We start from the raw sequence: 21,926 nt of genomic DNA, 5'->3' as shown, positions 1-21,926 counted from the left end.
CGCGTGTCACGTAAGCCGCTCATCGCAGGCAACTGGAAGATGAATCTCAATCACCTCGAAGCCATTTCGCTGGTGCAGAAGATTGCCTTCTCACTTCCGGCGAAGTACTTCGACAAGGTCGACGTGACGGTCATTCCGCCGTTCACCGACATTCGCAGCGTGCAGACTCTCATCGAGGGCGACAAACTCCTGCTCACCTTCGGTGCGCAGGATCTGTCGGCCCAGGAGTCGGGCGCGTACACCGGTGAGATCAGTGGTTCGATGCTGGCGAAGCTGGGGTGCACGTTCGTGGTCGTCGGGCATTCCGAGCGTCGCACGTTGCACAGCGAGGACGACGCCACGGTGTTGGCGAAGACGAAAGCTGCGCTGAAGCACGGGCTGACCCCGATCGTCTGCATCGGCGAGGGCCTGAACATCCGCGAGGCAGGAGAGCACGTGTCCTACAACGTGAACCAGCTGCGCGGGTCGTTGGCCGGGTTGTCCGCCGAGGACATTTCCAAGGTCGTCATCGCCTACGAGCCGGTCTGGGCAATCGGCACCGGACGTGTTGCGAGTGCGGCGGACGCACAGGAAGTGTGCTCGGCCGTCCGCGAAGAGCTGAAGACTCTGGCCTCGGCCGAGGTCGCGGCCGGCGTGCGCGTGTTGTACGGCGGATCTGTCAACGCGAAGAACGTCGGCGAGATCGTCGGCCAGTCCGATGTCGACGGTGCACTCGTCGGTGGGGCCTCGCTCAAAGCCGACGAGTTCGCGACATTGTCGGCTATCGCCGCGGGCGGACCGTTGCCCTGATCGGCTGTTCATCGCTGGTTCGACACTTGCCATGTCGTCACTGCCGTGTCACTGCCGTGGAGGCGGTGACACGGCAGTGTGCGTCGGCCAGGTAGGCTGTCACAGGTTGTGAGCTGAATCGATGTGAGGCGGACATGGAACTGTTTCTGGATATTTTGCTGGTCATCACCAGCTTGGCGCTGATTCTTCTGGTGCTGCTGCACCGGGGTAAGGGCGGCGGCCTGTCCAGCCTCTTCGGTGGTGGCGTGCAATCGAGCCTGTCCAGTTCGACGGTCGTCGAGAAGAATCTCGACCGTCTGACCGTCTTCACCGGAATCGTCTGGCTCATCGCGATCCTCGGAATCGGTCTCGAGATCAAGTTCTCCTGATCGGATTCTCCGTCTTTGTTCTTACATAGCACGCGCTGAGGGTCCGTATCACAAGCACCTCGGACTGCATGCATGGATCGTGTGGTCGATAATCGTCTCATGAGCGAAACCCCATCGGAGTTGGCTGGTTCTCCCGCATTCGTCACGCCCACGACGCAGGGGCGAGAGTTGACCGAGCCACTACGGGAAGACATCCGCTACCTCGGTGGGATCCTCGGAGACATCATTCGAGAACACGAGGGCGAGGCCACGTTCGATCTCGTCGAGCGTGCGCGCGTGGAATCGTTCGCGATCAGGCGATCCGAGGTCGTCCGCGAGGACTCGACCGGAATGTACGCCGACGCCGAAGTGGCGCAAGCGATTCCGCTCATCCGCGCATTCTCTCACTTCTCACTTCTGGCGAACCTTGCGGAGGATCTTCACCGCGAACGTCGAAGAGCGATTCACCTCGACCGTGAAGATCCGCCGCAGGACAGCAGTCTCGACGCCACCTGGCTCAAGTTGGATGCCGCGAACCTCACTCGTGAGCAGGTGGCCGCCGCGCTGACCGACGCCCTTGTCGCGCCGGTCATCACGGCTCATCCGACCGAAACGCGGCGCCGCACAGTGTTCGACGTGCAGTCCAAGATCACCGAGTTGATGCGCCGACGCGAGATTGCCTCGTCGGCGCAGCCGAACAAGGCCTCGGCAGCAGCGAAGGAGCGTGCTGCCGTCGATGTTCAAATCCGGCGCCAGGTACTCACTCTGTGGGAGACGGCGCTGATTCGATTGTCGCGCTTGCGTATCCAGGACGAAATCGAAGTCGGTCTGCGATACTTCGAGACCTCGCTCTTCGACGTCATGCCCGCATTGAACGCCGATGTCCGCCGGGCACTCAGGCAGCGCTTCCCCGACGACGACCTGCTTGCCAGGCCGATACTTCGTCCGGGATCGTGGATCGGCGGGGATCGTGACGGAAACCCGAACGTGACAGCGGATGTCGTGCATACGGCGACGCACCAGGCCGGATATGTGGCGTTCGCGCATTATCTCGACGAATTGGTAGCGCTCGAGAAGGAACTGTCCATGTCCGTGCGGCTCGTCGATGTCACGGACGAGCTGTCCACGTTGGCAGCCGAGTCCGGTGACCCCGACGACCGCCGTGACGACGAGCCGTATCGCGTCGCAGTACGGGGCATCCGTGCTCGCCTCACCTCGACGGCGGCGGCAGTTCTCGACGACATTCCGGTGGCAGGTCTGGATCTGGGTTCGGTGCCGTACGCGTCGCCCCAGGACATCCTCGACGATCTCGACATCATCGATCGAGCACTGCGTGCGGACGGTGACGCCCTGATCGCCGATGATCGACTGCTCGCACTGCGTCAAGCCGTCGAAACTTTCGGGTTCCACCTGCAGGCTCTCGACATGCGTCAGAACTCGGAGACGCATGAGATCGTCGTCGCAGAGTTGTTGGCGTGGGCCGGTGTTCACTCGGACTACCTGTCTCTCGACGAGGACGAGCGGGTTGCCGTGCTCTCGCACGAGCTGACCACGAGGCGACCTCTCGTAGGCCCGACCGCAGAGTTGAGCGAACTCGCGACGAAGGAGCTGGGCATCGTTCGCGCAGCCAAGGAAGCGATCGATCACCTGGGCCCCGACACGATCCAGAACTACATCGTCAGCATGTGCCAATCCGTCAGCGACATGCTGGAGGCGGCTCTCCTGCTCAAGGAGGCAGGAATTCTCGATCCGGGTGCAGACGGGACGGCGCCGACTTCCACGGTCGGTGTGGTGCCGTTGTTCGAGACGATCGAGGATCTGCAGCAGGGGGCCGCGACACTCGTGGCGACACTCGACGTGCCCGTCTACCGTGCCCTCGTGGCGGGCCGCGGCATGAACCAGGAAGTCATGCTCGGATACTCGGACTCCAACAAGGACGGCGGATACCTCGCCGCCAACTGGGCGCTGTACCGCGCCGAACTGGATCTGCTCGAGGCATCACGCAAGACCGGAATCAGGTTGCGGTTGTTCCACGGTCGGGGCGGCACCATCGGACGAGGCGGCGGCCCCAGCTACGACGCCATCCTGGCCCAGCCTCCCGGCGTCGTCCAGGGATCGCTTCGGTTGACCGAGCAGGGTGAGATCATCGCCGCGAAGTACGCCGAACCGTCGATGGCTCGTCGTAACCTCGAATCGCTTGTCGCCGGAACGTTGGAGTCGTCGCTTCTCGATGTGGAAGGACTCGGGGACGGCGCCGAGCCAGCGTATGCGGTGCTGGACGATCTGGCTGCGAAAGCCCGCGCGGCGTACGGCCGTCTGGTGCACTCCGAGCCAGGGTTCGTCGAGTACTTCAGGACGTCGACACCGGTCGCCGAGGTAGGCGAACTGAATATCGGTAGCCGCCCGGCCTCACGCAAACCGACCAATTCGGTGTACGACCTCCGCGCGATCCCGTGGGTGATGTCGTGGAGTCAGTGCCGCGTCATGCTGCCCGGCTGGTACGGGACCGGCTCTGCCTTCGAGGAATGGGTCGACGGCGACGACGACAAGCTCGCGGTCCTGACCGACCTCTACCGGAAGTGGCCGTTCTTCCAGACCGTCCTGTCGAATCTTGCTCAGGTGATGGCGAAGTCGGATCTCGGGATCGCGGCTCGCTACGCGGATCTGGTGCCGGATACCGAATTGCGTGATCGGATCTTCGGCATGATCGAATCCGAGCACGCCAAGACGATCGAGATGTACTTGAAGATCACCGGGCACTCGCGGCTGCTCGAGGACAACCCAGCTCTCGAACGGTCCGTGCACAACCGGTTCCCGTATCTCGAACCGCTGAATCAGATGCAGGTCGAGATGCTTCGACGGTTCCGCGCGGGTGACGACGACGAGCGCGTCAAGCGTGGCATCCTGCTGACGATGAACGGCCTCGCCACCGCACTGCGCAACAGCGGATAGGGTCCGCCGTACGCATGGAACCGTCAGCCGCGCCGGCGCGTCAGAGGTGGTAAGGGGAACCACACGAGAACGGGGGGGCAGCGATGGCTCAGTGCACTAGCGACGCGCGCGCGTGGCGAGACGGGACGGCGTACAGGGCGCACGGGAGGCGCGTGCTCGGTGGCCGGGCACGCGCGACCGTCCAACCGGACGACAGAGATGCCGAAGCGACCATCCCCATGGACACCGATGGCGTCGAACCCGTGTGAACACACGAGCTCGACGCCATCGGTGGCCTCGGAAATCAGGTGTTGTCGAGCTCCGATGCCGCGCCTGCATCGACGAACCAGACGGTCGATTCGGAACCGTGGGCGCCTGCCGAGGGCACATCGTCGGGGTCCGCGCCGCCGACCGCAGCGGCGACGGCTTCTGCCTTCGCCGCTCCGGCCACCAGGAGCCACACGTGCTTGGCACGCTGAACTGCGGGCAGCGTCAACGTGATTCGAACCGGCGGAGGCTTGGGGGAGTTCTCGACCGCGACGACAGGGTGATGCTTCTCGCGGACGGCATCGGTGTGCGGGAACAACGAGTTGATATGCCCCTCACCTCCCATGCCGAGCAGATGCACGTCGAATGCCGGTGTCTGGGCACCGTCCGAATGCGAACCGAGGATCTGGGCGTAGTTCGCCGCCGCCACCTCGGGGTCGCTTCCGTACGGCCCGTCCGACGCGGCCATGCGGAACACGCGATCCGGGTGTACCGGAACGTGATTCAGCAGCGCTTCCGAAGCCTGTACCTCGTTGCGTTCCGGATCACCTGCGGGTAGGAACCGCTCGTCGCCGAAATACACGTCCACCTGGGCCCAGTCGATGGCTCCGGAATCCTTGCGCAGCGCTTCGAGCAACGCGATTCCGGTTCCACCTCCGGTGAGGACCACCGACGCCGAGCCGCGTGCGGCCTGAGCTGTGGTCACGACATCGACGAATCGTGACCGCGCCGCGTCGACGAGGGCCTCGGTATCGAGGAACCGAAGTACCGATGTCTCACTCATAGGTCACCTTCGACAATCCGTTCAGCGCCAGTTCGTAGATCTCGTCGGTGTCGAGTCTGCGGAGTTCCTCGGCCAGACATTCCCGAGTTCCGCGGCGTGCCAATGCGACCTCCGCATCGGGTTGTCCCGTCCGACGCAGTGTTGCCGTCTTACCGGTCTGCGGCCGGGTTATCGAGATGCTCGAGGTCTCCCGTTGCAACTCCACACTGAGTTCCCCGCTACGACGATGAACGGGGATATCGAGTTTCGCTGCCAACCAGCCGGCCAGGATGTCGAGTGCAGGCTCTTCGGCGAGGCCCGAGACCGTCGCCGAGACGACCTTCTCGTGCGGCGCTTGATCGAGTGCCGTGGCCAGAAGTCCGCGCCAGTAGGTGACCCGACTCCACGACAGGTCCGTGTCGCCCTGGGTGTAGCTGCTGGCCCGGCTCTTGATCGCAGCGGTCGTATCGGGCGCATTGGTGGCATCGGTGATGCGGCGAATTGCCAAGCGCCCCAAGGGATCCTTGGCGGGGACAGCGGGTGCCTCGTCCGGCCACCATGCCACGATCGGTGTGTCGGGGAGCAGAAAAGGGATCACGACGCTGTGTTCGTGTTCCGCCAGTTCACCGTTGAGCCTCAGCACGACCACCTCGGACGCGCCCGCGTCGCCGCCGACCCTGATCTGCGCGTCGAGGCTCGATGCGGCGGCACGATCACCGTGCGTCAGCACGATGACACGACATGGATGCTCGCGGCTCGCATCGTTCGCGGCCTCGATGGCACGCTCGGCTTTGTCGTTGTCGCGACTGGCGACGATGAGCGTGAGGACACGACCGATGGTGACGGCTCCACCGGACTCGCGAAGCTCGACGAGCTGCTTGCCGACCTCTGCCGTCGTCGTGGCGGGAATGTCGACAATCACGGCCTTCTCCATTCTCGTCCGGTGCGGTGCATCATTTCGTCTCCCGAAGTCGGCCCCCACGTTCCGGCTTCGTACGGCTCGGCCACACCGCCGGACGCCCAGAACTCGAGGATGGGATCGAGGATCTTCCAGGACAGCTCGACCTCGGCGTTGACGGGGAACAAGGACGGTTCACCGAGCAGAACGTCCAGGATCAGACGCTCGTACGCTTCGGGGGACGACTCGGTGAAAGCCTGCCCATAGCTGAAGTCCATGCTGACATCGCGCACCTGCATGCTCGATCCGGGCACCTTCGAGCCGAATCGCATGGTGACGCCCTCGTCGGGCTGCACCCGAATGACGAGTGCGTTCTGCCCGAGTTCCTCCGTCATCGTCGCGTCGAACGGAAGGTGTGGCGCCCGCTTGAAAACCATCGCGATCTCGGTGACGCGTCGCCCGAGCGCCTTGCCGGTGCGGAGATAGAACGGCACTCCGCCCCATCGACGTGTATCGACCTCGAGGGTGATGGCCGCGTAGGTCTCGGTGTTGGATTCGGCGTCGAATCCTTCTTCCTGCTTGAGGCCCTTGACCTTCTGGCTGCCCTGCCAACCTGCGGCGTACTGTCCTCGTGCCGATGTCTGATCGAGTGGTTCGGCCAATTTGGTTGCGGAGAGCACCTTGATCTTTTCCGACTGCAGCTCCGAGGGGCTGAAACTGACCGGTTCCTCCATCGCGGTGATCGCGAGCAGCTGCAGAAGGTGGTTCTGGATGACGTCCCGTGCTGCGCCGATGCCGTCGTAATACCCTGCACGACCGCCCAATCCGATGTCCTCGGCCATGGTGATCTGAACGTGGTCGACGTAGTGGGCGTTCCAGATTGGATCGAACAACTGATTGGCGAAGCGCAGCGCAAGGATGTTCTGCACCGTCTCCTTGCCCAGGTAGTGATCGATCCGGAACACGGTGTCCTCGGGGAACACTCGGTTCACGACGGCATTGAGTTCCTTGGCGCTGTCGAGATCGTGTCCGAACGGCTTCTCGATGACGACGCGTCGCCACTTCTCGTCCTCGCTCTGTGCGAGTCCGGAGCGTGAGAGCTGTTCGAGCACCACCGGAAACGCACCGGGCGGAATCGACAGATAGAACGCGTGGTTTCCACCCGTTCCTCTGGTCGTGTCCAACTCGGCGAGAGTGCGCGAGAGCTCGTCGAACGCCGCGTCGTCGTCGAACGATCCCTGAACGAACCGGAATCCTTCGGCGAGTGTGTTCCACACTTCTTCGCTGAACGGTGTCCGAGCGTGATCGCGTACTGCGTCGTGCACGATCTTCGCGAAGTCCTCGTCGGCCCAGTCACGCCGCGCGAAGCCGACCAGGGCGAAACCGGGAGGCAGAAGCCCCCGGTTCGCCAGGTCGTACACCGCAGGCATGAGCTTCTTACGGGCGAGATCGCCGGTGACGCCGAAGATCACGAGGCTGCAGGGCCCTGCGATCCGCGGAAGACGTTTGTCACGGGCATCGCGGAGCGGGTTGTGCCACTCCGCGGAGTCCTTCTTGTCGGTCTCTGCGGTGGTCACGTCTCAGCTCTTCTGGCCGGCTTGACGAAGCTGCTCGCCGGTGGCCTCCAGCAGTTCGGTCCAAGACGCCTCGAACTTCTCGACGCCCTCGTTCTCCAGGGTCAGGAAAACGTCGGTGATGTCGATACCGATGGCCGAGAGCGCGTCGAAAACTGCCTGTGATTCCGGTCCCTTACCCGAAATCGTGTCACCGGTGACCACGCCGTGATCGGCCACAGCGTCGAGCGTCTTCTCCGGCATCGTGTTGACGGTGTTGGGGGAGACGAGATCGGTGACGTAGAGCGTGTCCGGGTACGCGGGGTTCTTGACGCCGGTGGACGCCCAGAGCGGGCGCTGCGGCCGAGCGCCGGATCCGACCAGCTCGTGGAAACGAGGTCCGACCTCGAACGTCTGCTGGTAGGCAACGTAGGCCAGGCGCGCGTTGGCGAGTGCGGCCTTGCCCTTGAGCGCCTCGGCGTCGGGCGTGCCGATCTTGTCGAGCCGCGCGTCGATCTCGGTGTCGACGCGAGAGACGAAGAACGACGCGACCGAGTGGATCTTCGACAGATCGTGGCCGGCCGCACGTGCGGCTTCGAGACCCTCGAGGTACGCACCGATGACCAGTTCGTAACGCTCGACGGAGAAGATCAGCGTGACGTTCACCGAGATGCCTTCGCCGATCACCTTCGCGATGGCGGGAATACCGGCCTCGGTGGCCGGAATCTTGATCAGCACGTTCGGCCGATCGACGATCTTCCACAGCTCGACGGCCTGGGCGATGGTCTTCTCGGTGTCGTGCGCGAGGCGGGGATCGACCTCGATGGACACACGACCGTCGACACCGGCCGACGACTCGAAGATGGGCGCGAAGATGTCGCAGGCGTTGCGGACGTCGTCGGTGGTGACGGTCCGGATCGTCGCGTCGACGTCGGCTCCGCGCTCGGCGAGTTCGGTGACCTGAGCGTCGTAGGCGTTGCCCTTGCTCAGTGCCGCCTGGAAGATCGACGGATTGGTCGTGACACCGACGACGCTCTTGCTGTCGATCAGTTCCTGAAGATTGCCGGAGGTGATCCGGTCACGCGAGAGATCGTCGAGCCAGACGGATACGCCTGCTGCGGACAGATCTACGAGGTTCTTGTTCTGGGTCATGGGTTATCCCTTCACGTTGGTGATCGAGCGCTGAGCGGCTGCGGTGACGGCCTCGGCCGTGAAACCGAACTCGCGGAACAGTGTCTTCGCATCTGCCGACTCGCCGTAGTGCTCGAGCGAGATGATCTCGCCGAAGCCTCCGACGATCCGATACCACGGCATCGCAATGCCCGCTTCGATCGAGACACGAGCCTTGACGGTCGGCGGAATGACCTGGTCGCGGTAGTTCTGGTCCTGGCTGTAGAACCACTCGACACACGGCATCGACACGACCCGTGCCGCGATTCCCTGTGCTTCCAGCTGCTTCTGCGCCTCGACGGCGTACTGCAGCTCCGAACCGGTGCCGATGAGGACGACGTCGGGAGCCGCCTTGGAGGACTCGACGAGGATGTAGCCGCCCTTCGACACACCCTCGTAGCTCGTCCCCTCGAGGATCGGGATGCCCTGCCTCGTCAACGCCAAACCGACGGGGCCGCTGCTGCTCGACCTGGCCAGAACTGCCTGCCATGCGAACGCCGTCTCGTTGGCGTCACCGGGACGCACCACCGACAGGTTCGGGATCGCGCGCAGAGCAGCGAGGTGCTCGACCGGCTGGTGCGTCGGGCCGTCCTCGCCGAGACCGATGGAGTCGTGGGTCCAGACGTAGATGGGATCGATGTCCATCAACGACGCAAGACGCACCGCGGGACGCATGTAGTCGCTGAACTGCATGAACGTGCCACCGTATGCACGCGTGGGTCCGTGCATGACGATGCCGGACAGGATTGCTCCCATCGCGTGCTCACGAATACCGAAGTGCAGAGTGCGGCCGTACGGCTCGGCGTCCCAATCGTCGGTGGAGATGGACGTCGGGCCGAAGGACTTGGCGCCCTTGATCGTGGTGTTGTTGCTGCCTGCGAGGTCTGCGGACCCACCCCAGAGCTCGGGGAGTACCGGGCCCACTGCGGACAGCACGTCACCCGACGCGGCGCGCGTCGCGATGGCCTTGCTTCCTGGCTCCCACGTCGGCAGAACGTCGGTCCAGCCTTCGGGGAGGTCACCGGCGGTGAGGCGGTCGAGAAGCTGCTTGCGCTCGGGCTCGCGGGCAGCCCACGCGTCGAACTGCGTCGTCCACTCGGCATGCGCCTGTCGGCCGCGTTCCTGCAGCTTGCGGGTGTGCGAGATCACCTCGTCGGTGACCTCGAACTTCTTCTCGGGATCGAAGTCGAGAGCCTGCTTGACCTTGGCGATCTCTTCGTCGCCGAGCGCGGCACCGTGGACGGCGCCGGTGTTCATCATCGTCGGGGCGGGAAAGCCGATGATGGTGCGCAGGACGATGATCGAGGGCTTGTCGGTGACTGCCTTTGCAGCCTCGATGGCCTCTTCGATCGCGGTGACGTTCTCGCCGCCCTCGACGACCTGTACGTGCCAGCCGTAGGCCTCGTAGCGAGCGGCGGTGTTCTCCGACAGCGCGATGTCGGTGGCGTGCTCGATCGAGATCTTGTTGTCGTCGTAGAAGAGAATCAGGTTGCCGAGCTGCTGCGTCCCGGCGAGCGACGACGCCTCGGACGTGATTCCCTCTTCGATGTCGCCGTCGGAGGCGATGACGTAGATGAAGTGGTCGAACGGGCTTTCGCCGAGCGCGGGCTCGGGATCGAACAGTCCCCGCTCGCGACGCGAGGCCATGGACATGCCCACCGCGGACGCCAGTCCCTGACCCAGCGGACCCGTGGTGATCTCGACGCCGTCGGTGTGGCGGAATTCCGGGTGGCCTGGAGTCTTGGACTTGTAGGTGCGCAGCGATTCGATGTCGATCAGTTCCAAGCCGAATCCGCCCAAGTACAACTGCAGGTACAGGGTGAGGCTCGAGTGCCCACACGAGAGCACGAACCGGTCACGGCCGATCCAGTGCGTGTCGGTCGGGTCGTGTCGCATCGTGCGCTGAAACAGCGTGTAGGCAAGCGGTGCCAGGCTCATCGCCGTGCCGGGGTGACCGTTGCCGACCTTCTGAACCGCGTCCGCTGCGAGGACTCTGACGGTGTCTACCGCCCTGGTGTCCAGGTCCGTCCAGTCGCTTGGGTGGTGCGCTGTGGTGAGGACGTCAATATCGTCTGTGATCGACACGAGCAGAGATCTCCTGACATTGGTACGAGTGTGGCTAGGCGTGCACGACCGCCGTGGATCGAATCACGTCGGCCACCAGCCTAGTTCTGCACGAGCCTACTGTCGTGCCTTCCCCCAATTGGGCGCCCTCTCCGAGTACGGCGGGTTGCTGGGGAGTTACCGGTACACGACAAGTTGCTCACTTTGGGTGCCCTGGGAATTGGAGACCGGATCACGGACGTCTACCATCGCTTGTAGTAGTACGCATCCACATCGAAATCTTCGGTGCTCGATGCGTACATGCAGTCGGCGCGCCTGCTCCCAGGGGTGTCATTTCATGTGTGTTCGAGCCCGTGCAAGGAGACGTAGTGCGAATTGGGCAGCAGCCGGGCGGCCACGGATTCGCAGGCGGCCCAAGCCACCCCGATGACCACCGGACGGACGAGGGCTCGACGGCAGCGGAGAAGTCGGCGGTGGGCCGCGCATTCGCGCTGGTGTTGGCCTACATTGCGCTCACAAAACCGCGTGTCATCGAACTTCTTCTGGTCACGACTATCCCTGCGATGCTGTTGGCCGACCGCGGCCACGTTCAGCCGGGTCTGATTCTGACGACTCTGTTCGGTGGCATGCTCGCCGCGGCCAGTGCAAACTGTCTCAACATGGTCGCCGACGCCGACATCGACAAGATCATGGCCAGGACCGCAAAACGACCACTCGCTCGCGGCGCCATGCCGGTGTCCCACGCATTCGTGTTCGGCGTGACACTCGGAATCATCTCGTTCTTCTGGCTGTGGTTCACGACCAATCTGCTCAGCGGCATTCTCGCGGTCGTGACGATCTGCTTCTACATCTTCGTCTACACCCTGGTGCTCAAGCGGCGAACATCGCAGAACGTCGTCTGGGGTGGAGCTGCCGGATGCATGCCGGTGATGATCGGTTGGTCCGCGGTCACCGGGACCATCGGTTGGCAAGCCGTCGTGATGTTCCTGGTGATCTTCCTGTGGACCCCGCCGCACACCTGGGCACTGATGCTCCGCTACAAGGAGGACTATCAGGCTGCCCACGTACCGATGCTCCCCGCAGTCGCCTCGGAGACGAAGGTCACCAAACACATCGTCGTCTACGCGTGGGCGACGGTCGCGGCGACGTTGGCACTGGCTCCGGGATCCGGAGTGATCTATGCCGTGATCGCGCTGGCGTCCGGAATCTGGTTCCTGGTGGTCGCGCACCGTCTGTATGCGGGAGTGCGAGCCGGAACACCGGTGAAGCCGTTGAAGCTGTTCATCCTGTCCAACGAGTACCTGGCGCTCGTGTTCTGCGGCCTGGCCGTCGACTCGGTCGTCGGATGGGACACACTCGCGCAGCTGCTGTCCTGATCGATCCGCGAGTGCAGCAGGTGGCCTGACTCAGGGAACAAGCACGATCGATCCCGTCGTCCGGCGGCCCTCGAGGTCCGAGTGTGCGGCCGCGGCGTCGGCAAGTGGATATCGGGCCCCGATTGCGATGTCGAGAGTTCCAGCCGAGACGGCTGCGAAAATGTCTCCCGCGCGCCACTCGAGCTCGGCGCGATCACGAACGTGGTGCACCAGTGTGGGGCGCGTCAGAAAGAGCGACCCCGCCGCGTTGAGCCGTTGCGGGTCGACCGGGGGCACAGGTCCGCTGGCTGCGCCGAACAATGCGAGTGTCCCGCGAATGCGAAGGGACGCCAGGCTCGCGTCGAAGGTTGCGGCTCCCACCCCGTCGTACACGGCGTGCACGCCTTCTCCCTCGGTCGACGCGCGCACGCGCGCCGGGACATCGTCGTCGTAGCGCAACACATCGGACGCTCCGGCGGCACGAGAGAGCTCTTCCTTGGCGTCCGAGGACACCGTGGTGATCACCCTGACTCCCTTGGCCACGGCCAGCTGAGTGAGCAGCAATCCAACCCCACCTGCGCCCGCGTGCACGAGCACCGTCTCGCCCGATTTCGCCGGATAGGTGGACTCGAGAAGATAGTGCGCTGTCATGCCCTGAAGCAGGGCGGATGCTGCCTGTTCTGCCGGAACTCCGTCCGGCACGGCCACGGCCACAGCTGCAGGAACGACCACCTTCTCGGCGTAGCTGCCCGGCGCACTCGCCCATGCGACTCGCTGTCCGACGACGAAGCCGGTGACCGACGGTCCGATAGCTTCGACTACTCCGGAGCCCTCGTCGCCGGGCACGTAGGGAAGCGAACGGCCGTAGAGGCCACTTCTGAAGTACGTATCGATGAAATTGATGCCGATCGCCTCGGTGCGAACGAGAAGTTCACCCGCACCGGCGATCGGGTCCGGAGCCTCGATCGAGTACAGAACCTCGGGGCGTCCGTTCTCACGTACTTCGATTGCGCGCATGGCTCGTTTCTACACGGCTCGCATTCGGCAGCCGGGTTACCGGGCGGTATCGTCGAGCAATGGCTACCGATTCAGAGAATTCGACATCACCGGCCGCCGCCGTCGATTCTGCGACGACACCGAAGATCGAGGTGCCGGCACGCGCCTTGTCCGCGGTTCGCTCGTTCGTCGGTGAGCACGGCGGTTCGGGCAACGTGGTACTCCAACCGATCGGCCGAGTGGGCACGCGGGTGACGCTCGTCGGCGCCGACGGTGTTCTGGGAGACCAGGTCGTCGCGAACAACGACATCGCCCGTGCACTCGTCGAGGAGGTCGGAAATCTGACCGAGTCGGAATGGGATCGAGAGCTGATCAGTTCGGTCAATCCTGCCCCGGGCCACTACCGCAAGATGGCGGGATGGGTAGCGCGTCAGACGCGGTTCCCGAAGGCCCGCAACGCGGCTGCCGAAAAATAATTTCGAACCGAGGGAACCGTTTGCGCACTGGGCGCGTCGAAACAAGTGGAGAGGTAGTCGGTCGTCTGAGGGGGAGACCGGCTACCTCTCCTCACGCTCCGATGGGGGAGACCGCTCGGTCCGCGTTCTCGCGTGAACGGCATGCGGCCCACACAGCTGCTGTGGCCGCCGTGCAGGCGCCTGCTCCTGCCACGTGAACTGCGACGAGGGCGGCCGGAACATCGGTGAAGTACTGGACGATTCCGACCGCACCCTGCGCCACCACGACTGCGATCAGGACCTTGCACCTCGTCTTGATCAAGTCCGGCGCTTTCACCGCATACAACGCGAAGCCAAGGCCTACGAGTAGCGCGAGGTACCCCACCAACAGTTGCGAGTGCAGATGGACGAGTGTGACGATCTCGATGCCGAGCCGTGGGACTGGCTCCTCGATGCTCTTGTCGCCCGCGTGCGGTCCGGCGCCGGTCACCATGGTGCCTGCGATCAGCACGGCTCCGAGCGCGACCCCGGACAGTCCGATGAGCATGCGCAACGGCTCCGGCACCGTGGGAACCGAGGGTGCAGGCGAATCAGGTGTGGGTGAATCAGGAGCGGCGACCTGGAAGTAGAGCAACGTCGCAAGCCAGACCATCAGCATCGACGCGACGAGGTGGATCGCGACGGTCCACCACAGAAGACCGGTCAACACGGTGAAGCCGCCGATCACAGCCTGCACCACGGTTCCGAGGGGCATCAGCCACGCGTATCGGATCACCCGGCGATCGCGTCGGGCACGCGTGACGGCCAGGACGATCGCCGCTGCGAAAAGGACGACCACGAAGGTCAGCATTCGGTTACCGAACTCCACCGCCTGGTGCAGAACGGGAACCTCGGATACTCCCACCGGTGTGAAGCTGCCGGGGAAACACTGAGGCCACGTCGGGCATCCGAGTCCGGATGCGGTGACCCGCACGACGGCCCCGGTGACGGCGATCCCTCCCTGGGTCAGGATCACGAGGAACGCCAGGACCTTCTGCACTCGAAGCGAAGGAAGGGGCAACCGGTCGACGACGCTCAGAAACGCTCGATACAGCACGAGGTGATGGTAATCGCCGGTCAACTACACAGTGTCGTTGACCCCGCGGTCACACGAATTTGAACGTGCGGACTGCGATCCACCCGCACACCACGGCCCAGCCGGCCAGTACGGCGACGCCGAACCAGTCCCACGAGCCGACGACGGCTTGACCGAGTGCTTCGGCGAGCGCTCCGGACGGGACGAGCCGAGCGATCGTGTGCAGCGCCGTAGGAAGGTCGTCGGACAGGACGACCAGCGATCCGATGCCCAGCATCACGAACCACAGGATGTTGGCGAGTGCCAGGACGATCTCGGCTCGGAGGGTTCCGCCGAGGAGAAGCCCCATCGTGGCGAACGTCACCGTTCCGAGTGCGATCACCAGGGCTCCTGCGAGCAGGCCGGTAGCGTCCGGTCGCCATCCGAGAACGATGCCGATCGATCCGAGTACGACCGACTGCAGGATCACGACCATCATCACTGCGATGGACTTGCCCGCGATGATGCCCCACTTGGGCAGCGGTGTAGCACCGAGTCGCTTCAATGCGCCGTAGCGCCGATCGAAGCCGACGGCGATCGCTTGTCCCGTGAAAGCGGTCGACATGACGGCGACCATCATGACCGCGGGAACTACCTGATTCACCGGGTCGTCACCCATGGTGCCGAGGGGTAGCAGTGTGAGCCCGACGAGCAGCGTGATCGGAATGAACATCGTGAGCAGCAATTGTTCGCCGTTGCGCAGCAGCAGTGTGAGTTCGAGCATCGACTGCGACATCACCATCGCTGCGGGCGAGCTCGGCGACGGATCCGGAGTGAACAGACCCGGCTCGAATCGGTTGTCGGACCCGCGGGTGTCCCGCCGCACTGTCATCGTCTGAGCTCCCTACCGGTCAGTTCGAGAAAGACGTCTTCGAGGCGGCGCTGATCGACCTGCAGTTCGGTCGCCAGCACGTTCTGCCCCGCGCACCACGAGGTGACGGTGACGAGGATCTGCGGGTCGATGACACCCTCGATCACGTAGGAACCGGGCAGCTCCTCGACCGGGCTGTATCCGCTCGGCAGTGCCGCATCGAGCAGTGAGAGCTCGAGACCGGGGGGCGCGGTGAACCGAAGTCGACCGTCGGCTCCCTGCTTGGTGAGTTCGGATGCGGTACCCGAGGCGACGATCTGCCCGTGGTCGATGATGACCAGCTCGTCTGCCAACTGTTCTGCTTCGTCCATCAGATGGGTGGTGAGCAGCACCCCGACGCCGTCACGGCGAAGTGCCTCCACCAGCTCCCAGACGAGCAACCGAGCTTGAGCGTCGAGGCCGGCCGTCGGCTCGTCGAGGAACACCAGCTCGGGTCGTCCGACGATGGCGCAGGCCAGCGCAAGTCGTTGTTGCTGTCCGCCGGACAAACGTCGATACGGAGTCTTGACGGCTCGTTCGAGGCCAAGACAGTCGAGCAGCCAGTCGGGATCGAGTGGGTTGGCGGAATAGGAAGCGACCAATCGCAGCATCTCGCCGGCTTTGGATCCCGGATACGCGCCGCCGCCCTGCAGCATCACGCCGATACGTGGCCGCAGCTGGGCGGACTGACGGATCGGATCGAGTCCGAGCACTCTGACGGTCCCGGAGTCCGGGGTCACGAATCCCTCGCACATTTCGACGGTCGTGGTCTTCCCTGCACCGTTGGGTCCCAGGAGCGCCAGTACCTGACCACGCTCGACCGTGATGTCGATGCCGTCGACGGCCGCCACGCCGCTGTACGCCTTTCGTACGTCGGCGAGCTGCACGGCGGGTTGCGTCGAGTTCGACGCGGGAACGATCACGAGGAACCAGCGTATTCCCCGGCGGCGGGGTCCTTGACCGGTGGTCCGATCTTCGCCCGCCACGGCAGGCGTGAACGCGTCAGCAGGTACAGAATTCCGATGGTCGCGATGGTCATCACGGCGGCCTGAACTATCTGGAACGGCAGATATTCGCTGCCGTTGGGCATCAGAATCACGCTGACGATGGACGAGAAGACGATCGCGGGTACCCGGAACGACGGCCGGGTCGCCCAGGCAGCCAGCGGGGTCACGGCCCACAGCAGGTACCAGGGCTGCACGACGGGGAACAGCAGCACGAGGGCGCCGAGCGAGACTCCGAGTGCGCCGACGGGGTGCAAACGCCCCTTGAGCACCGCGACGAGCATTCGGAGAGCAATGAATCCCGCGACCGCTGCCGCGATCGGTCGTGTGAGACTCAACACGGCGGTGGTGTGGTCGCCGAGCCCCAACAGAACGCCGACGAATCCAGTCCCGACACCCAGGATCGTGGGAATGGACATCCAGCTGCGCACCACGCTGGCGGTACCGAGGGTGTGCACCCAGCCGAAGCCGAGCCCGCTGCACCAACTGACCCCGACGTGAATGACGATCGTCACCAGTCCGAGTACGGCGGCCGCCATCAGCACAGCGCGCACGGTCCCGCCCCATCGTCGCGCGAGTGCCATGCCGACGAATCCGAGAGCAAGCAGGGACGGGATCTTGACCGTCGAGGAGAGGGCGATCAGTGCTGCTCCCGAGACCAGAAGCATCGCGGACGTCGTTCGGATCGGTGACGCGGATTCGATTGCGCGCAGTGCCAATTCGGTACCGGCGAGCATGAGCCCGATCATCAGTGCCTCGTTGTGGATTCCCGCGACGAGATGGAACAGCAGGAGCGGATTCGCAGCGCCGAGCCACAGTGCGCTGACCGAGGCCACACCGCATCGACGTGCCAGTCGAGGTAGAGCCCAGACGATCAGGGCCACACCGCCGAGTGCGAGCAGGCGGTGCAGAAAAATGCCCGCGACGATGTTCTCACCGGTCAGCCAGGTGATCCCGCGGCCCATCCAGAGAAACAGCGGACCGTACGGGGCCGGAGTGTCTCGCCAGATGTTGGGGACGGTCCGCGTCAGCACGTTGTCGACCCCGAGCGCCCCCGCCGGTCCGATCTCGTACGGGTCGAGGCCCCGTGCGGTGATCTCGCTCTGCGCCAGATAGGAATAGACGTCCTTGCTGAACATCGGCGGCGCGACACACAACGGAAGAATCCACAGAAGCAACGTTCGATCGAGTTGAGACCGGGTCAGGCGGCGGGGGGCAGTGCCGCCGCGTACCCGGCCGACGGCGAATCGGCCGAGTAGAAGCCAGGCCAGAACGACCATGACCGTTCCGGTCATCGTGATGGTCAGCGCCGAACTTGCCATTCTCGACGGAAGGCTCAGTATGCGGACGCCGGCCACCGGGTTCTGCAGAACCGGTTGGGCGCCCGCCCCGAGTGCACCGACCGCCATGAGGATGGCCCCAGCCGCACCGAATCTTCTGATGCTCCTGAGTTGTCCGGTCTCGGCCTTGTTCAGGCCTGGCGCCTCGGGTTCGTCACCGTGCAGTGCAGCAACGCTCGACGAGGGGCTGTCCGCGTCGAGCCCGACCACCCAGCGCAGCCTGTGCACGGCTGTCCGGCGGAAGCGTCGGATGCGGGGGTCACCGGGATCGGTGGACGACGGCGGCGGCGTGGACGGACCGGCCGAGGCTTCTTCGGCGCTCTGTTCGTCTGCGGTCTGTGGCACGTTGGCAGCGTAACCGCGACACGCCATCGCGTGGACGACCACGCCTCCTCAGCGCCGTGGACCGCTGCAACAGCGACTCGGTGGCGAATATTCCCAGGTCTGCGCGTCGGGTGAAGAAGGGCACCCTTGGTGGACCGGTTCGAACAATTCCGTCACACTGGTGTTGTGAAAACATCCGACAGGTCCGCGCGCGAGACGGGGCGCGGCCAGCGCGTCGCCGCATCCGCACCGGTTCCGGGTGTGGTGACCTCTGGAAATGCCGTCTCCGCTAACTCCGCGCCGGCTGTGATCGGACACGAAGGCCAGACGCGCAGTGCGGTCGTCACTCTACTGCTCGAAGAAGGGCCGATCACGGCTTCCGATATCGGCACCCGCCTCGGATTGAGTGCTGCTGGAGTTCGTCGGCACCTCGAAGCGCTCATCGATACCGGTGAGGCCCGCGTTGCGTCGTCTGCTGCAGTACGCGGGCGTGGCCGCGGCAGGCCCGCGAAGCACTTCCAGTTGACCGCGGTCGGCAGGAATCGGTTGGGTCATACCTACGACGATCTCGCGGGTGCAGCGATGCGCCAGCTCAGGAAAATCGGCGGGGACGCGGCAATCGAGACCTTCGCCCGGCAGCGAGTGGATGCGATAGTCGCCGACGTCGAACCGGCGACGGGTACCCGCGCCTCCGATGTCGAGGAAGCCGCCGATCGCATCGCCGACGCGTTCACCGCAGCTGGATTCGCGGCATCGACCCGTCAAGTGGGCAACGGAGTGCAGATCTGCCAGCATCACTGCCCCGTATCGCACGTCGCATCCGAGTTCCCGGAACTGTGCGACGCCGAACGTCGTGCTTTTTCCGAGCTTCTCGGAACCCATGTGCAGCGCCTGGCCACCATCGCCAACGGTGACTGCGCCTGCACCACCCACGTTCCACTGAACATTCCGAAAGTCCGCTCCACCCCCTCCAGATCTTCCGGCGCACAGCCCAGTGCCGGAGAACGTACAAGCCTCCGGAAGGAGCTCGCATGACCGTCACACCAGATCAGGTGACACCCGCGGTGCCGATGACTCAGGACGAGACCATCGCTTCGCTCGGTAATTACGGTTTCGGCTGGGCCGATTCCGATGTTGCCGGTGCCAGCGCCAAGCGTGGTCTGTCCGAGGCCGTCGTCCGCGACATCTCGGCCAAGAAGAGCGAACCGGAGTGGATGCTCGAAGCGCGACTGAAGGCTTTGAAGACGTTCGATCGGAAGCCGATGCCCAACTGGGGCTCGGATCTGGACGGCATCGACTTCGACAACATCAAGTACTTCGTCCGCTCCAGCGAGAAGCAGGCGGCGACGTGGGACGACCTGCCCGCAGATATCAAGAACACCTACGACAAGCTCGGCATCCCCGAGGCGGAGAAGCAGCGTCTGGTCTCCGGCGTGGCAGCACAGTACGAGTCCGAGGTCGTCTATCACTCGATTCGTGAGGATCTCGAGGCGCAGGGCGTCCTCTTCCTCGATACCGACACGGCTCTCAAAGAGCAGCCGGAGTTGTTCCGCGAGTACTTCGGCACTGTCATCCCGGCAGGTGACAACAAGTTCTCCGCGTTGAACACCGCTGTGTGGTCGGGTGGCTCGTTCATCTACATCCCGCCGGGCGTCCACGTCGACATCCCGCTGCAGGCGTACTTCCGCATCAACACCGAGAACATGGGTCAGTTCGAGCGCACCCTGATCATCGTCGACGAGGGCGCCTACGTGCACTACGTCGAGGGCTGCACCGCGCCGATCTACAAGTCCGACTCCCTGCACTCGGCCGTCGTGGAGATCATCGTCAAGAAGGGTGGGCGTTGCCGTTACACGACCATCCAGAACTGGTCGAACAACGTCTACAACCTCGTCACCAAGCGCGCCAAGGCAGAAGCGGGCGCGACGATGGAGTGGGTCGACGGCAACATCGGCTCCAAGGTCACCATGAAGTACCCGGCCGTGTGGATGACGGGCGAATACGCCAAGGGCGAGGTCTTGTCCGTCGCGTTCGCCGGACCGGACCAGCACCAGGACACCGGCTCGAAGATGCTGCACCTCGCGCCGCACACGTCGTCGAACATCGTCAGCAAGTCCGTCGCACGTGGTGGCGGTCGTACGTCCTACCGAGGACTGATCCAGATCAACAAGGGCGCGTACGGCTCCCGGTCCACCGTGAAGTGCGATGCACTTCTGGTGGACAACATCTCGCGCTCGGACACCTACCCGTACGTCGACATCCGCGAGGACGACGTCTCGATGGGACACGAAGCGACAGTCTCGAAGGTCAGCGACGATCAGCTCTTCTACCTGATGAGTCGCGGACTGACCGAGGACGAGGCCATGGCTATGGTCGTCCGCGGGTTCGTCGAGCCGATCGCTCGTGAGCTCCCCATGGAATACGCGCTCGAGCTGAACCGGCTCATCGAGCTTCAGATGGAAGGATCGGTCGGTTAAGTGACCAACCCCGTAACAGGCGTTCAGGGTGCAGTCGCGTCCGAGAACCCAGGCGCGAAAGAAGACAAGTCCAAGCTTGTCGCCAACAAGGGTGCTCAGTTCACGTCGTACGACGTGAACGCATTCGAGGTGCCCTCGGGACGCGACGAGCTGTGGCGTTTCACCCCCATCCGCCGGCTCAAGGGGCTGCACGACGGTACTGCCGTCGCGACGTCCGGCTCTCACATCGCCGTCACAGCGCCCGAGGGCGTATCGGTGGAGCAGGTCGGACGCGACGACAAGCGTCTCGGTGCTGCTGGCGTGCCCGCGGATCGTATTGCAGCACAGGCGTTCTCCACGTTCACCGAAGCGACTGTCGTAACGGTGCCGTCCGAGCGTGAGCTCGCCGAGCCGATCGACATCACGATCACCGGTCCGGGCGTGGACGCAATTGCGTACGGGCACCTGCAGATTCGCCTGGAACAGTTCGCGAAAGCGACTGTCGTCATCGATCAGCTCGGCAGCGGTACCTACGCCGAGAACATCGAATTCGTGATCGGCGACAGTGCGCAGCTGAACGTCGTACTCATCCAGGACTGGGAGTCCGACGCCGTTCACGTCGCCGCGCATCACGCTCGGCTCGGGCGCGACGCCGTGCTGAGGCACTTCAACGTGAGCCTCGGCGGAGACCTGGTCCGCGTCAGCCCCACGGTGCACTACGACGCACCGGGTGGAGATGCCGAACTTCTCGGACTGTACTTCGCCGACGCCGGGCAGCACTTGGAGCAGCGTCTGCTCGTCGACCACACGGCACCCAAGTGCAAGTCGAACGTTCTGTACAAGGGCGCGTTGCAGGGGGAGACCGGTCCGGGCAAGCAGGACGCGCACACCGTGTGGATCGGTGATGTGCTCATCCGTGCCGAGGCCGAGGACACCAGTACGTTCGAGTTCAACCGCAACCTGGTTCTCACCGACGGTGCACGTGCCGATTCGGTGCCGAACCTCGAGATCGAGACCGGCGAGATTCTCGGCGCCGGGCACGCCAGCGCCACCGGCCGATTCGACGACGAGCAGCTGTTCTACCTGCGCGCTCGTGGCATCTCCGAGGATGCAGCCAGACGATTGATCGTCCGCGGATTCTTCCACGAGATCATCGACCGCATCCCGGTGCCCGCCGTACGTGAGCGGCTCGACGCCGCCATCGAGACCGAACTCGCCGTCACCGGCGTCTGACCCACTCGACAACTTTC

19 protein-coding genes are annotated in these 21,926 nt (G+C 64.2%); 9 read left to right on the top strand and 10 right to left on the bottom strand.

Annotated features, from left to right (window positions below; genetic code table 11):
* The first annotated feature begins 3 nt into the window (after window positions 1–3).
* The 4 genes from tpiA to RY1_RS29895 all read left to right on the top strand — a co-directional run bounded on the left by tpiA (window position 4) and on the right by RY1_RS29895 (window position 4,336).
* A complete protein-coding gene (tpiA, locus tag RY1_RS02380) occupies window positions 4–789 on the top strand; it encodes a triose-phosphate isomerase (RefSeq protein ID WP_072801885.1) in 786 nt (261 codons plus the stop codon).
* Window positions 790–923: 134 nt separating this feature from the next.
* Window positions 924–1,157, top strand: a complete 234-nt coding sequence (gene secG / locus RY1_RS02375; protein WP_072801884.1) for a preprotein translocase subunit SecG — start codon at window positions 924–926, stop codon at window positions 1,155–1,157.
* A gap of 99 nt (window positions 1,158–1,256) precedes the next feature.
* On the top strand, window positions 1,257–4,088 hold the full coding sequence (gene ppc, locus RY1_RS02370; protein ID WP_072802261.1) for a phosphoenolpyruvate carboxylase: 2,832 nt from the start codon (window positions 1,257–1,259) through the stop codon (window positions 4,086–4,088).
* 83 nt (window positions 4,089–4,171) lie between these two features.
* Window positions 4,172–4,336, top strand: a complete 165-nt coding sequence (locus tag RY1_RS29895) for a hypothetical protein (RefSeq protein WP_156376376.1) — start codon at window positions 4,172–4,174, stop codon at window positions 4,334–4,336.
* A gap of 35 nt (window positions 4,337–4,371) precedes the next feature.
* On the opposite strand, the gene pgl is transcribed toward RY1_RS29895, so the two are convergent.
* The 5 genes from pgl to tkt are packed head-to-tail and all read right to left on the bottom strand — an operon-like array spanning window position 4,372 to window position 10,803.
* On the bottom strand, window positions 4,372–5,118 hold the full coding sequence (gene pgl, locus RY1_RS02365) for a 6-phosphogluconolactonase (RefSeq protein ID WP_072801883.1): 747 nt from the start codon (window positions 5,116–5,118) through the stop codon (window positions 4,372–4,374).
* The gene (gene opcA / locus RY1_RS02360; protein ID WP_371829433.1) at window positions 5,111–6,019 is read right to left on the bottom strand and encodes a glucose-6-phosphate dehydrogenase assembly protein OpcA; all 909 of its coding nucleotides are present in this window, start codon (window positions 6,017–6,019) and stop codon (window positions 5,111–5,113) included. The genes pgl and opcA overlap by 8 nt, the downstream gene beginning before the upstream one ends.
* Window positions 6,016–7,572, bottom strand: coding sequence for a glucose-6-phosphate dehydrogenase (gene zwf, locus RY1_RS02355; protein WP_072801881.1), 1,557 nt, complete (start codon window positions 7,570–7,572; stop codon window positions 6,016–6,018). The genes opcA and zwf overlap by 4 nt, the downstream gene beginning before the upstream one ends.
* 3 nt (window positions 7,573–7,575) lie before the next feature.
* Window positions 7,576–8,700 (bottom strand): transaldolase, encoded by a 1,125-nt coding sequence (gene tal, locus RY1_RS02350; RefSeq protein ID WP_072801880.1) that lies wholly within the window; start codon window positions 8,698–8,700, stop codon window positions 7,576–7,578.
* 3 nt (window positions 8,701–8,703) lie between these two features.
* Entirely contained in the window at window positions 8,704–10,803 is a 2,100-nt protein-coding gene (gene tkt / locus RY1_RS02345; RefSeq protein WP_072801879.1) for a transketolase, read from the bottom strand.
* A 347-nt stretch (window positions 10,804–11,150) separates the two neighbouring features.
* Between tkt and RY1_RS02340 the strand changes: the two genes are divergently transcribed.
* Window positions 11,151–12,158 carry a heme o synthase gene (locus RY1_RS02340; protein WP_072801878.1) on the top strand — a complete coding sequence of 336 codons (1,008 nt, stop codon included), beginning with the start codon at window positions 11,151–11,153 and terminating at the stop codon, window positions 12,156–12,158.
* Window positions 12,159–12,188: 30 nt separating this feature from the next.
* Here the strand turns inward: RY1_RS02340 and RY1_RS02335 are convergent, their stop codons facing one another.
* On the bottom strand, window positions 12,189–13,154 hold the full coding sequence (locus RY1_RS02335) for a quinone oxidoreductase family protein (protein ID WP_072801877.1): 966 nt from the start codon (window positions 13,152–13,154) through the stop codon (window positions 12,189–12,191).
* Between the two features lie 59 nt (window positions 13,155–13,213).
* Between RY1_RS02335 and RY1_RS02330 the strand changes: the two genes are divergently transcribed.
* On the top strand, window positions 13,214–13,609 hold the full coding sequence (locus RY1_RS02330) for a hypothetical protein (protein WP_072801876.1): 396 nt from the start codon (window positions 13,214–13,216) through the stop codon (window positions 13,607–13,609).
* 91 nt (window positions 13,610–13,700) lie between these two features.
* Here the strand turns inward: RY1_RS02330 and RY1_RS02325 are convergent, their stop codons facing one another.
* From RY1_RS02325 to mptB, 4 genes are read right to left on the bottom strand one after another with little or no spacing between them, the layout of a single operon-like run.
* A complete protein-coding gene (locus RY1_RS02325; protein ID WP_072802260.1) occupies window positions 13,701–14,684 on the bottom strand; it encodes a COX15/CtaA family protein in 984 nt (327 codons plus the stop codon).
* A gap of 49 nt (window positions 14,685–14,733) precedes the next feature.
* Window positions 14,734–15,534, bottom strand: coding sequence for an ABC transporter permease (locus RY1_RS02320; protein WP_072801875.1), 801 nt, complete (start codon window positions 15,532–15,534; stop codon window positions 14,734–14,736).
* Window positions 15,531–16,439, bottom strand: a complete 909-nt coding sequence (locus RY1_RS02315) for an ABC transporter ATP-binding protein (protein WP_371829442.1) — start codon at window positions 16,437–16,439, stop codon at window positions 15,531–15,533. Before RY1_RS02315 ends, RY1_RS02320 begins: the two co-directional genes overlap by 4 nt.
* Before the next feature lie 32 nt (window positions 16,440–16,471).
* Entirely contained in the window at window positions 16,472–18,241 is a 1,770-nt protein-coding gene (mptB, locus tag RY1_RS02310) for a polyprenol phosphomannose-dependent alpha 1,6 mannosyltransferase MptB (RefSeq protein WP_371829432.1), read from the bottom strand.
* Window positions 18,242–18,406: 165 nt separating this feature from the next.
* Between mptB and RY1_RS02305 the strand changes: the two genes are divergently transcribed.
* The 3 genes from RY1_RS02305 to sufD are packed head-to-tail and all read left to right on the top strand — an operon-like array spanning window position 18,407 to window position 21,909.
* Window positions 18,407–19,255, top strand: a complete 849-nt coding sequence (locus RY1_RS02305) for a helix-turn-helix transcriptional regulator (RefSeq protein ID WP_371829431.1) — start codon at window positions 18,407–18,409, stop codon at window positions 19,253–19,255.
* Window positions 19,252–20,697 carry a Fe-S cluster assembly protein SufB gene (gene sufB, locus RY1_RS02300; RefSeq protein ID WP_072801873.1) on the top strand — a complete coding sequence of 482 codons (1,446 nt, stop codon included), beginning with the start codon at window positions 19,252–19,254 and terminating at the stop codon, window positions 20,695–20,697. The genes RY1_RS02305 and sufB overlap by 4 nt, the downstream gene beginning before the upstream one ends.
* A complete protein-coding gene (gene sufD / locus RY1_RS02295; protein WP_072801872.1) occupies window positions 20,698–21,909 on the top strand; it encodes a Fe-S cluster assembly protein SufD in 1,212 nt (403 codons plus the stop codon).
* Window positions 21,910–21,926 lie beyond the last annotated feature (17 nt).

The sequence above is a fragment of the Rhodococcus yunnanensis NBRC 103083 genome (genome assembly GCF_001895005.1).
Taxonomy (GTDB): Bacteria; Actinomycetota; Actinomycetes; order Mycobacteriales; family Mycobacteriaceae; genus Rhodococcoides; species Rhodococcoides yunnanense.
The sequence above is the reverse complement of the archived record's forward strand: the minus strand, read 5'-3'. Positions and strand labels throughout refer to the sequence as shown.